This is a genomic window from Aquipluma nitroreducens (assembly GCF_009689585.1).
GTDB lineage: Bacteria > Bacteroidota > Bacteroidia > Bacteroidales > Prolixibacteraceae > Aquipluma > Aquipluma nitroreducens.
On sequence record NZ_AP018694.1, the window covers coordinates 1,945,266 to 1,958,454 of the forward strand.

9 protein-coding genes, 1 tRNA gene and 1 pseudogene are annotated in these 13,189 nt (G+C 39.3%); 8 read left to right on the top strand and 3 right to left on the bottom strand.

All coding sequences use genetic code 11. The annotated features are described in order from the left end of the window. Positions 1–318: 318 nt before the first annotated feature. The gene (locus AQPE_RS08200; RefSeq protein WP_318350572.1) at positions 319–651 is read left to right on the top strand and encodes an aldo-keto reductase family protein; all 333 of its coding nucleotides are present in this window, start codon (positions 319–321) and stop codon (positions 649–651) included. Beyond that, a complete protein-coding gene (locus AQPE_RS08205) occupies positions 629–1,939 on the top strand; it encodes a tyrosine-type recombinase/integrase (RefSeq protein WP_318350573.1) in 1,311 nt (436 codons plus the stop codon). The genes AQPE_RS08200 and AQPE_RS08205 overlap by 23 nt, the downstream gene beginning before the upstream one ends. Before the next feature lie 88 nt (positions 1,940–2,027). On the opposite strand, the gene AQPE_RS08210 is transcribed toward AQPE_RS08205, so the two are convergent. Further along, positions 2,028–2,100: transfer RNA gene (locus AQPE_RS08210), tRNA-Met, on the bottom strand. 223 nt (positions 2,101–2,323) lie between these two features. Here AQPE_RS08210 and AQPE_RS08215 point away from each other — a divergent pair. The 5 genes from AQPE_RS08215 to AQPE_RS08235 all read left to right on the top strand — a co-directional run bounded on the left by AQPE_RS08215 (position 2,324) and on the right by AQPE_RS08235 (position 6,416). Continuing rightward, positions 2,324–3,187, top strand: coding sequence for a M23 family metallopeptidase (locus tag AQPE_RS08215; RefSeq protein ID WP_318350574.1), 864 nt, complete (start codon positions 2,324–2,326; stop codon positions 3,185–3,187). 8 nt (positions 3,188–3,195) lie between these two features. Further along, positions 3,196–4,368: a 1-deoxy-D-xylulose-5-phosphate reductoisomerase gene (locus AQPE_RS08220; protein WP_318350575.1), complete on the top strand. Its 1,173-nt coding sequence runs from the start codon at positions 3,196–3,198 to the stop codon at positions 4,366–4,368. 18 nt (positions 4,369–4,386) lie between these two features. Beyond that, positions 4,387–5,715 (top strand): RIP metalloprotease RseP, encoded by a 1,329-nt coding sequence (gene rseP / locus AQPE_RS08225; protein ID WP_318350576.1) that lies wholly within the window; start codon positions 4,387–4,389, stop codon positions 5,713–5,715. A gap of 71 nt (positions 5,716–5,786) precedes the next feature. After that, the gene (gene tatA, locus AQPE_RS08230) at positions 5,787–5,984 is read left to right on the top strand and encodes a twin-arginine translocase TatA/TatE family subunit (RefSeq protein WP_318350577.1); all 198 of its coding nucleotides are present in this window, start codon (positions 5,787–5,789) and stop codon (positions 5,982–5,984) included. 132 nt (positions 5,985–6,116) lie between these two features. Continuing rightward, the gene (locus AQPE_RS08235; protein WP_318350578.1) at positions 6,117–6,416 is read left to right on the top strand and encodes a hypothetical protein; all 300 of its coding nucleotides are present in this window, start codon (positions 6,117–6,119) and stop codon (positions 6,414–6,416) included. A 182-nt stretch (positions 6,417–6,598) separates the two neighbouring features. Here AQPE_RS08235 and AQPE_RS08240 read toward each other — a convergent pair. Both AQPE_RS08240 and AQPE_RS08245 read right to left on the bottom strand, forming a co-directional pair. Continuing rightward, positions 6,599–7,534 (bottom strand): annotated as a pseudogene (locus AQPE_RS08240) (IS256 family transposase, variant Zn-binding type); the annotation flags it as partial. A gap of 558 nt (positions 7,535–8,092) precedes the next feature. Further along, positions 8,093–10,438: a penicillin-binding protein 1A gene (locus AQPE_RS08245; protein WP_318350580.1), complete on the bottom strand. Its 2,346-nt coding sequence runs from the start codon at positions 10,436–10,438 to the stop codon at positions 8,093–8,095. Between the two features lie 364 nt (positions 10,439–10,802). Between AQPE_RS08245 and topA the strand changes: the two genes are divergently transcribed. Beyond that, positions 10,803–13,127: a type I DNA topoisomerase gene (gene topA, locus AQPE_RS08250; protein ID WP_318350581.1), complete on the top strand. Its 2,325-nt coding sequence runs from the start codon at positions 10,803–10,805 to the stop codon at positions 13,125–13,127. Positions 13,128–13,189: the final 62 nt, after the last annotated feature.

Below are 13,189 nucleotides of genomic sequence, written 5' to 3' on the forward strand. Positions count from 1 at the left end.
TATTTGTTTAGCTTCCTAAGATTTTATAGAAGATGGTTCCGTTAAGAATCTATCCTGTTCCATTATACAATCGAAACAACATTTGATGTGATAAATTGAACAATTATTTTTTAAGTATGCGGCCAGAACCTACGAGTACTCTACATTAGCGCGTAAGAATATTACAACACTATTTTGTTAAGTCGATAAAATTGCTTATATTTTAATAAACTCCATCATTCAGGAACTAAGCCATTTGATAGGGTAAATAAGCCTTGGGGTCTAAAAAAGTAAGGCAGCCCCATTGACTCAACAATGTATGGAATAAAATATCTCGATATGAAAGAGGTTGCGGAAAAACTTAAAATGAAATCAGCAGATACGGCGGCACGTTGGTGCATTGACAGAAACATTGAAATAATGTCGTTAGGAAACAAGAGAGTGGTATCTGAATTCGATTTCAAGTTATCATTTGAAAAGCCCTTAATAGACGTACTAAAACGGAAATATGGTGAAAGTTGGCCAATGTACTATGAAGTGTATAAAAGTGAAGATGTAACAAAATATTACGAATTAGAAAAAGACTCTAATGTCATGGATTATAAGTCAAGTACTTTCAATCCTGACACATTTTTAAATGAAATCGGTTATGGAAAATCTAAAAATACCTGATAAATACAGAAGAACAGGATTATACATCTATTGTTATAAATGCAAACGTTATTCAAACATCAAAACTGGCTGTTTACGAAAAACATTGGATTGCAATCACCCACCAGAAAGGCAAGTGTATAAACTGAAAGTACATTTCCCCGGCACAAAGAACATGACTCGGACTCACGTATTAAGTACGCGAGATATAAAAGAGGTTGATAATGAAAGGTTAAAATTCATGGAGCTCTTGAAAACAAACAATTATAACAATGTTGTTATTTCAAGACCTGAAACAACAGGTGAGGACAGGTATCTGCTCACCTACCAAATGAAAAGGTATTTTGATTTCATTACAAATGGGGGGTTTTACGAACATGAGGATGCTCGCAGACTAACTAATGGTTCAATAAACGACTACAAGCGGAATTTCAAGTACTTTTTTGAAAGTATTGCTGGCTCAATTAATATAAAAACAATACGAATAGACCAGCTACGAATGGAACATGTTGAACTGTTTCACAAGTTCATACGAAAGAAAACCGACTCAAACAAGACATACAACAACATAATGAGCTCGCTTAAAGCATTCTACAACCATTTAATTGAATACGAGAAGTTCAAAATCGAAAATTTGTTTGATACAGTTCCTGTACACTCTGTTTTTTATGACCCACAATCGTTTTCTGCCGCTGAATTTCTTAAAGTTCTGTCGGTTACAAACCGTGAACAAGGTTACGATGTAAAAGAAAAACGTAATAGATTTAAGGAATGGCTACCAACAGCATTTAAATTAGGTGCATTTACTGGCCTTAGGCTTGAAGAACTTGTTAATTTGAAGTACAAAGATATTACTGAAATACAAGGGATATTGGTTTTGCAATCAATTAATCAAAAGGCGAACAAGCTTATCCGAAGTAAAGATAATAGCCGTATCAAAAGAATACCTGTAATTCCTGAATTGCAACAAGTGTTATTTGATGAATGCCATTATATAAACAATAAAGACATGGATGAATACATCCTTGCCCCTGAATTAGACAGAAATACTGTTAAGGGAATTATCACCAAAGGGTTCACTCATTTTAAAAGAATCGCTGGTATTGATGAAAACAAATGTTTTAAGGAATTAAGAACAACATATATTAGCAGACATCGGGCTGAACTTGGTGATAGAGGACTTACCGCAATCATTAGTGACCATAGTAACGCCAATGTGGTTGATAAACATTATACAGCTCAAATAGAAGCTATAAAAAAGAGTATTAATTTCAGGGTATTTTCAAGTGATGAAGTGTGCGTCAACTAAGAGTTTCAGAGATTTTCCTTACCTCGATTCCTTACCTCACAAATTTAAGGGCATAAAAAAAGTCAGTGTAAAACACTGACTTTCAATGTAGCGGGAGCCGGACTCGAACCGACGGCCTTTGGGTTATGAGCCCAACGAGCTACCAACTGCTCCATCCCGCAATGTATCTTTAGATAATGTATCGTCGTTTTTAAGAACTTCGCTTGCTGATTTTATTTCTGCTAAGCGGGTGCAAATATAGAAGAACCTTTTAGATTTTCCTAATCAGAAATGAAAAAATTATTTATTATTCGTCTAATCTCATCGTTAAAAAGTATTAATAAACTGTACAGCCGGCTGGTTTTCTCTAAATTCTTCTAATTTTGTTGTGCGAAAAATCGTACAATGAACAGAAAGGAGTTTCGGAAGAAAATATTTCAGATGCTGAAAGACCATTATCGGTTGATCATTTACAATGACTCGTCGATTCAAACGGTTTGGAGCATTAAACTTACCCCCTTAAAGGTATTGACCCTTGGAAGCATAGGAGCCATACTGCTTATTCTTTTCACAACAGTTATTATTGCTTATACTCCTTTACGCGAAAATATTCCCGGGTATCCAAGCGCCAAAGTGCGTCAGCAGATTATTTACAATTACATTTTGGTCGACTCTTTGGAAAATGAAATAAAGAATAGAGACAGCTACTTCGAGAAGATAAAAACCTTGTTTCAGGGAGATGTTCCTTTGGATGAATCTTCAACACCGTCATCTGGCTTAAAAACCTATGACGTGAAATTTAAAAATTCAAATGCCGATTCAATATTTCAGGATAAGTTATTGGAGGAAAAGCTCAACTTATCGGTTTCAAACAATTCCAAAAAGCTGCCAAGCATTTCAAATATTCATTTCTTTACACCGTTACGCGGATTAATTACCAATAAATTCGACACCAAAACAGAGCACTTTGCGGTTGATATTGTTGGAAGTCCAAACTCCCGGATATCGAGCGTTTTGGACGGAACAGTTGTTTTTGCCGGATGGACCATGAATACAGGCTATTCTATTTATATTCAACACGAGAACAATCTCATTTCGGCCTATAAACACAATGCTGAATTGCTTAAAGAGGTTGGCGATAAAGTAAAAGCCGGAGATGCGATTGCCATTATGGGGAATAGCGGCGAACTGACTACCGGCCCGCATCTTCATTTTGAACTTTGGCACAATGGAACTGCCCTTGATCCAGAAACCTATATTGATTTTTAAACCTTTTTATGAAGAAACGTATTGCCATTTTGGGGTCGACCGGATCAATCGGGACACAAACATTGGAAGTGATATCACAAAACCCCGATCATTTTGAGGTTGAGGTTCTGACTGCCAACAACAACATCAGTTTATTGATCGATCAGGCCAGAAAATTCCAGCCGAATGTGGTCGTGATTTCGAATTCGTGCCACTACGACCAATTAGCAGAAGCTCTAAAAAACGAACCCATTAAAGTTTACGCCGGCCGAGAAGCTTTGCAGCAAGTAGTTGAGATGGACACCATTGATTTGGTGGTTACTGCAATGGTCGGCTATTCCGGACTGATACCAACTTGCAACGCCATCAAAGCTGGCAAGCACATTGCACTGGCTAATAAGGAAACAATGGTTGTGGCAGGCGAAATCATCAATCAGCTTGCCATTGAACACAAAGTGAATATTTATCCGGTCGATTCGGAACACTCTGCGATTTTTCAATGCCTGGTCGGAGAATTCAACAACGAAGTTGAAAAAATATACCTTACTGCTTCCGGAGGCCCTTTCAGAGGATTTTCGCTAGAACAATTGGCAAATGTGACCAAGGCAGATGCACTGAAACACCCCAATTGGGACATGGGCGCCAAAATTACTATCGACTCCGCTTCGATGATGAATAAAGGATTCGAGGTGATCGAAGCAAAATGGCTTTTCGGATTAAAGCCGGAACAAATAGATGTTGTGGTGCATCCGCAGAGCATCATTCATTCCTTGGTTCAGTTTCGCGATGGATCAATGAAAGCGCAAATGGGACTGCCCGATATGAAATTGCCGATTCAGTACGCACTTAATTTCCCTGATCGGTTACCTTCAACATTCAAACGATTCAGCTTTTTAGATTACCCCAAACTAACATTTGAACAGCCAAATACAAAAAATTTTCGTAACCTTGCACTCGCTTTTGAAGCGCTGAATCTTGGTGGAAATATGCCTTGTATTCTAAACGCAGCAAACGAGGTGGTGGTACAGGCTTTTCTGAACGATAAAATCAGTTTTCTTCAGATGCCCGAAATTATTGAACAGGCCATGGAACAGGCCACTTATCTAAAAAATCCGAATCTGGAAGACTATGTCCAATCAGATAAAGAAGTCAGGATAAAGACATCAGCCTTAGTGAAAAGCAGGACAAAACAAAAGATTTAAAAACAGAAAAAACAGTCGATGGAAATAGTACTAATAAAAGCTGCTCAACTTATTCTAAGTTTATCCCTTCTAGTTATCATACATGAATTTGGGCATTTTATGTTTGCCCGGTTATTTAAAACAAGAGTTGAGAAATTCTATCTTTTCTTTGATCCATGGTTCTCTCTTTTCAAGGTTAAAAAGGGAGACACCGAATACGGCGTCGGCTGGCTACCCTTGGGTGGTTATGTCAAAATTTCCGGAATGATCGACGAATCGATGGACAAGGAAGCCATGAAATTGCCTGCCCAACCTTACGAATTTCGTGCAAAAAAAACCTGGCAGCGCCTGTTGATCATGGTTGGTGGAGTGGTCATGAATTTCATCCTGGCTTTCGTTATATACATAGGCATATTATATGCCTGGGGCGAATCGTACTTGCCAACTGCTAATGTAAAATATGGAATTGAAGTTGATTCCATTGGAATGAAAGTTGGTTTTCAGAATGGCGATAAAATTCTTTCAGTAGCAAATAGGCCTGTTGAGGATTTTCGTAAAGTAGTTCCAACGATCATTCTTGACAAAGCCTCTGCGGTTCAGGTTGAACGTAATGGGGAAAAAGTAGATGTTGAAATCTCGGACGAGGACCTTGCTCTTATGATTAAAAACAGACTGGATATGTCGTTTCGTATTCCGTTCAATTATAAAATTGCAAAAATCGCCAAGGATTCGCCAGCCAAAGAAGCAGGTCTTAACGTCGGTGACCAGATTTTGGGGATGGACAGTCTGAAGTATGAATACAATGATCAGTTTAAAGCAGCACTTCGGGAGCATATTGGAAAGAAAATCACCTTGAATGTAATGAGAAACAATCAGGCAATGGCTTTCCCCATAGTTATTCCTCCATCAGGTGCACTTGGGATTGCACTTGATCTGAATCTTGAGAAAATATTCGAATTAAAAACCATTGAATATAGCCTGGTTGAATCGATACCTGCTGGAATAAACAGAGGGCTTAGTACAATTAGTGATTATTTGAAACAATTTAAACTGATATTCTCTCCAAAAACCAAGGCTTACGAGAGTCTCGGCGGTTTTATTGCCATTGGTAATATTTTCCCTGGAGCCTGGAGTTGGTTCTCATTCTGGAGTATGACTGCATTCCTCTCAATTATTCTTGGAGTAATGAATCTTTTACCTATTCCTGCACTTGATGGAGGTCATGTCATGTTCCTTCTTTTCGAAATGATTACAGGACGTAAACCGGGTGATAAATTTTTGGAATATGCGCAAATTGCAGGCATGGTCGTACTACTTTCGTTGGTACTCTTTGCCAATTTAAATGATATTTATAAACTCTTTAAATAAATATCTGAATTTGTATTTTTTGTTACTTTTGTGGAAACCTTTTAATTGTAAAACCATTTAAACTTTATATTATGAACTTATTAATTATCGCCGGTGTAATTGGACCTCAGGAGCTTATTGTTGTGTTGGTTGTGGTTGTATTGATGTTTGGCGGAACCAAAATCCCTGAATTGATGAAAGGCCTGGGAAAAGGCATAAAAGAATTCAAGAATGCTTCTAAAACTGACGACGACGAGCCAAAGAAAGACTCTGAAAAGCTTGAAAAATAATACAAAAAAATAGTGGGCAGTGCCTAAAATTCGAAGTGCCTGAAGTTTATTAACTTCAGGCACTTTTTATATAATTTCGTCTATTCTCTTCTAAAGTTTGCATATTATGGGGACATGAAATAGTTCCTACTAATGCCAGAACAGAGCATGAAACAAACAACATTTCTCATCTTGGCAACTGCATTCCTCCAAATCAATATTGGATTTGCTCAGAAAACAGCAGAAACGGAGGTTGACAATAGACCAAAGAATATATTGGGGATTTACGAATATAAGTATGAGAACAATACCAAAGACCTAATCGAGAACCATTACATCAAACTAGAAGAAATCAACAATAAAATTTCTGGTATTTATTACGGGACAAGCGACGACTTTGACGAAGCCCGAGAAGGCTATTTTCCAGGATTCTTTAAAGCGGTAATGTACTGAAAAATGGTTGGTGATTTTCAGGGGAATAATTTGTAAACTTCCACTGTTAATCTGAAGGGGAAACAGGCTCTGGTGGAGATCAACCTGTCGGCAATAAGATTAATGCGTTTACAGTAATATGAGGCAGTCGGTTTGGCTGCCTTTTTCATCATATTACTGGGATGCTGGATGGCTAAAAAAACTCACTTTTCGTTGGTAAAATAGATGTACCATTTGATGAAGTTAATGCGGTGTTTTACCGTTAATCCACGGTGGATATCCAGATGATTCTTCAGGTGGCTGAAGTAGCCTTCTATCCCGTTTGTAGTTTTTGGTATATCCGGATTTGACAGGTAATGAAACATGTTTGGTAAAGCCCGTTTGATGGTTATATATGAACGTCGAAGCAATTTATGGGTATACCAATATCTTCCGGTTTCTGTGTTGTATGTTTTTTCATTCAAATAATCCTTGTGAGATTCATACCACTTATAGAACTCTCTGATCCAGAAAATCCGATCATTCTCTGTTTTAATCTTAAGGATCAGCAGCGCCAGCTTGCGCAGTTCCTTCCCGGACTGATGCTTGGGGTATTGGGTCAGCCACAGCAGGCACATGCGCTGGATATGAACCAGGCAGCGTTGGACAATGGCATCAGGAACTGACTTCTTAATTGCCTTCAGGATACTTTTATGTCCGTCGCTGGTGATACTCTCGATCTGGATCCCAAGCTTTAGTAAGTTCGAAAGATCCTCCCTGATTTCCTCATAGTGCTCTCCATCGGTAAAACGTAATAGTTGGGTATATCCATCGAAATCATCCTGGTAACAAACCAAGCAGAACTTGGCAAAATAGGTGGCATCTATTCGCAAGTGAACTTGGTCCCGCTTGATTATCCTGATCCGGGGAGCTTTCTCCAATAACTCGTAGAATGTCCGTTGGAGTGTATCACGACATAGCCCACTATCCCTGCTCAAGGTTTGGTAAGTCTGACGCTCCAGAACCCATTTACGGAACCAAACAAACCTGTTTTGAACACGCAGTTCCGGACGATTATTAGTCTGAAGAATACCACATCTTTTACATTTATATCGCTGTTTCCCCTCTCGTTTTCCCCAGCAAATAACATCGGTATAACCACATGCCCAACAACGTTTTTTTTGATTTTTTCATAAACATAAAAAGTTTGATGAAACTAAGTTCATCAAACTTTCTGTAATGCCAATACTGGCTATGCTTTCAGAGCTTTTTACCAACCATTTTTCAGTAATATGCCTTTAAAGCGGATATGCTCAACATATCTATGTCGGACTCAACAATAAATTTTCGAGTTAACGTAAAAGCTTCAGATATATATGAAAAAGCAATTACACCCTTTGATAACCCAAAGAATAACAAACAATGGACAATTGGGTTAAGATATTATGAGCGGAATTATTGGGGCAGTATATCTAACAACAGAATCGTAGTCAAAACAAAGGACTTTGACAAAAGAACATATAATAAAATAAAATAGCTTACTTACAGACAAGAAAGCACTGATTGCAACTGCAAATGCGGTAGAAAATAACGCTCAGTGTACCTCATTCTACTTAACAAAGCTTACCGGATTGACAGGGAATAGCATAGTAGCTTCCAGCGATTTAGAGAAAATTAACTCTAACACTCCAAACTTCGAACTCTCAACACTTCCTTTCCTAAAAGAATTCCTCCGAATTATCCTTTTCCTGTTCAATACTCTCCGGATCATCGCAATTGATATTCACCGAGAAATTGGCTGGCCTTTCGAAATCAGCCTGATCGTGATATGGCAAACTGCGATCGGCATATACCTTTCGCATAAAATATCCCCAAACCGGAAGAGCCATACGAGCTCCCTGCCCCGATTGCAAATCGTCAAAATGGATACTTCGAAGTTCAGCGCCGGTCCATGACCCATTTACCAATTGTGGCGTAACTCCAATAAACCAGCCATCAGAATGATTCTGCGTAGTTCCGGTCTTACCTGCAATCGGACCTTTGAACCCACCATAGTCGGGGCTCCATCGCAGCCGGCCACCAGAACCAGCATCAACCACGCCGCGCATTAATTCAATCATCAGATAAGCCGTCTGCTCATCAATTGCATCATGCCTATCCGATCGAAATGTGGATATAATGTTTCCATGTCGATCCTCAATTTGGGTTACAAAAATGGGTTTGGTAAAAACACCCTTATTGGCAAATGTACCATAGGCTCCCACCATTTCATACAAAGTAACATCTGATGTACCCAAAAACATAGAAGGTACCGGATCTATTGGGCTATAAATACCCATTTTCTTCATCACATCAACGACTGATTGCGGGTTATACTGTTTCATTACCCAGGCAGAAACCTGGTTCACCGAGTGAGCCAAACCCCATTTCAGCGTAACCATCTTATCATCAAACTTCGTTTTCCCCGAATTTTTAGCTTCCCAGATAGAACCATCGTACATAATGAATTGCTGAGGCACATTTGGCACTTTGCTGCAAGGCGACATACCATTCTGCATGGCCAATGTATATAAAAATGGTTTTACTGTCGATCCCACCTGACGCTTTCCGCCCTTTACCATGTCGTACATAAAATGACGATAATCGGGTCCTCCAACATAAGCTTTTACATGACCGGTTTTAATTTCCATCGACATGAACGAGGATCGAAGAATACTGTAATAATATTTCATCGAATCTAGAGGGGTCATCAATGTGTCGCGATCGCCTTTGTACGAAAAGACCGACATCTCCACCGGACGGTTGAATTCTTGTTTGATTTCGTCCCATGACTTGCCACTATTTTTGGCCAACCAATAGCGTTTCGATTGCTTTATGCCTTGATTCATAATCCCGTCAACTACCTCTGCCGATAAATCGTTTGAAAATGGACGATTCTTCAAAACACGCATGTGCTTATTGAACGATGGCTGCAAGTTTTCCTTCAGGTGTTTATTCACAGCTTCTTCGGCATAAGTCTGCATTCTCGAATCGATGGTTGTGATAATCTTGAGTCCGTCCCGATACAAATTATAGGTCGACCCATCGGCTTTTTTGTTTTTTTTGCACCATCCGTATAATGGATTAACAACCCACTCCACCGAATCTTCTTTGTATTTCTGAATTTGCCATCCGGCATAATCCGATCGTTTGGGCTGATCAGCATTCAATGCCTGGCGAAGATATTCCCTAAAATAGGGCGCCAATCCAGTTTTGAAATCGACTTTATGGTAATCAAGATTTAAGGGTTGCGATTGGGCATCATTTTGTTCAGCTTTCGAAATGTAACCATATTTCTCCATTTGAGCCAATACCACATTCCGGCGTTGTTGTGTAAGTTCGGGCCGACGTACCGGATTATACAACGAGGAATTTTTTGCCATTCCAACCAACATGGCAGACTGAGAGAGGGTCAACTTATCAGGAGTGGTATTAAAATAGACTGTTGCAGCCGACTTTATTCCAACAGCAAGGTTCAGGAAGTCGTATTTATTCAGGTACATGGTTAGTATTTCCTCTTTGGTGTAGCTTTTCTCAAGTTTTACCGCAATTACCCATTCTTTAAATTTCCTGAAAATAAGCTGAAGTTTATTATCGAGATTATCGCGTGGGAAAAGCATTTTGGCAAGCTGTTGGCTAATTGTACTTCCCCCTCCCGAATTGGTGTTACCTGTCACAATTCCTTTTACAACTCGTATCAATCCACGAATATCGATTCCTGAATGATCGTAATACCTCACATCTTCGGTTGCCACCAACGCTTTAAGCAATACCGGGCTAAGTTCGTTGTAGTTAACAAAACTGCGGTTTTCCTTAAAATACGTACCCATCACAACACCATCGGCTGAAACAACTTCCGATGCAAGCAAACTTTCCGGATTCTCAAGATCTTCAAACGAAGGCATAAAACCAAGCCATCCTTGTGCAATCATAAAAAACATCAGAAAAACGGCAACAACACCGGCCGTGTATAAATACCAAAATAGGCGTATGTATTTTTTATATACTGAAATATCTTTCGTCATTCGACACTAATTACGGTTTGAGCCGACAAAGATAATGAAACACAAATGAATTCCTTAGAATAATAGTGATCTGAAAATGGCCTATCTCTTACCCCGGTGGTTCAAATTAATGCTAAACCATAACAATTGGAAGGAACAAGATCAATACGCTATTAATGAGCACATTAAGCAGTTACAAACTAAACTCAACAGAAGTCTCAAAACGAGGTCATTTCTCGACGACTAAAACCTTCATATTTGAATAAATAAATCATTTTCAAATAAATATGCTTTAAAAATTTATTGGATTTAATTTTGAACTTAGCGTTTCCTTTTCTTTAATTTGCACAAAATTTTAAATACTGAACGAAAAACAATCCGATACATGTACGAAAATCTTGTTATAGTTGAGTCACCTGCCAAAGCAAAAACGATTGAAAAATTCTTAGGGAAAGACTTTTTTGTTACCTCAAGCATGGGGCACATCAGGGATCTCGAAAAAAAAGATTTTGGAATTGACATTCAAAATAACTTTACTCCCAAATACGAAATCACATCCGACAAAAAGAAATTAGTAACCGAATTAAAGAAACTGGCGAAAGACTCTAAGGTCATTTGGTTGGCATCGGACGAGGACCGCGAGGGAGAAGCCATTTCGTGGCACCTTCAGGAAACACTCGGATTAGATCCTAAAACGACAAAGCGGATTGTGTTTCACGAAATTACTAAAGAAGCAATCCTGAATGCCGTTCAGAATCCCCGTCCGCTCGATTTGAATCTGGTTAACGCCCAACAAGCACGCCGGGTACTTGACCGAATTGTGGGTTTCGAAGTTTCACCGGTTTTGTGGAAAAAAGTAAAACCATCGTTGTCTGCAGGAAGGGTTCAGTCGGTTGCAGTCAGGCTTATTGTTGAAAGAGAGCGTGAAATAATAGGTTTCACAACGACTTCAGCATTCCGTGTATCTGCAAGTTTTCTTGTTCCGGAAAAAGATGGAAAAATAACTGAACTAAAGGCAGAATTGAATCGCCGTTTTGATACAAAAGAGGAAGCAAACGCTTTTCTTGAAAAATGTAAAAATGCCGAATTTCAAATTAGTGAAGTTGTCAAAAAACCAGCAAGACGCTCTCCAGCCCCACCGTTCATCACTTCAACCTTGCAACAGGAAGCAAGCCGGAAATTAGGATTCTCGGTTTCTCAGACCATGAGCATCGCCCAAAAGCTATACGAATCAGGAAAGGTCACATACATGCGTACCGACTCGGTGAACCTGTCTGGATTAGCCATTGATGCTGCCAAACAAATGATCATCAAAACGATGGGTGAAAAATACCACCAGGTTCGTCAGTTTAAAACAAAGTCGAAAGGAGCGCAGGAAGCTCACGAAGCCATTCGCCCGGCCTACATGGATCAGGAAGAAATTTCGGGAACGAATCAGGAAAAAAAATTATACGATCTGATCTGGAAACGCACCATAGCTTCTCAGATGGCCGAAGCCGAACTGGAGAAAACTACGGTAACCATTGACATCTCGACTGTTCCGGAAAAATTCGTTGCAACCGGCGAAGTTTTGATTTTCGACGGGTTCTTGCGGGTTTATATTGAATCAAGCGATGACGAAGATCAGAATGGCGGACAAAAAGGATTACTTCCGGCTTTAAGTGCCAAACAAATTTTGCGTTGGGATAAAATTCATGCAACCGAACGTTTTACCCAAAAACCACCACGTTATACGGAAGCCAGTCTGGTGAAAAAGCTCGAAGAACAAGGCATTGGCCGGCCATCAACGTATGCACCGATTATCACAACTGTTCAGAACAGAGGTTATGTAGTCAAAGAAGATCGCCCAGGAACTGAACGCGAATTCACCGAATTAATCCTTTCAGGTCAAAAGATTTCATCAAAAGTAAAGACGGAACAGACCGGCGCTGAAAAATCGAAATTGTTTCCTACTGATATTGGGATGGTCGTTAACGACTTTCTGGTTAAGTATTTTGATCTGATCATGGATTATAACTTCACGGCCAAAGTTGAAAAGGAATTTGACGAAATAGCTGAAGGTGAATTGGTTTGGAACGATATGATTCAAAGTTTTTATACTCCATTTCATTCTAAAGTTGAAAACGCATTAAACGAGGCCGAACGCACAAATGGAGTTCGGGTTCTCGGAACTGATCCGACTTCGGGACTTGAAATTTCAGTAAAAATCGGACGGTTTGGCCCACTGGCTCAACTGGGCGAGGTTACCGAAGGAGGAGAAAAACCTCAATTTGCCAGTTTGCGCTCAGGGCAACACATCGAGACGATTACGCTTGAAGATGCACTCGAACTATTTAAATTACCGCGAAATTTGGGAGAGTACGAAGGCAAAACAGTTACCGTAGCCATCGGTAGATTTGGCCCGTATGTCCGACACGACAGTAAATTTATTTCGCTCGAAAAAAATGTCGATGATCCTTATTCCATCGAATTAACAAGGGCGATTGAACTGATTGAAGGCAAAAGAGAGAAAGATGCAAATGCATTAATTAAAGCATTTGAAGAAAATCCTGAACTCAAAATCCTGAATGGAAGATGGGGTCCATACATCGTTTACAAAAAGAACAATTACAAAATCCCGAAAACTACGGATGCGGCACAACTTTCACTCGATGATTGTATGACGCTGATTGATAAACAGCCAGCGCCCAAAAAGTCAAGGAAAAAATAATTTTTAAAGGGTAAACATCTTTTTGTTTGCCCTTTTTATTTAAAAACGTATTTTCAACTCCT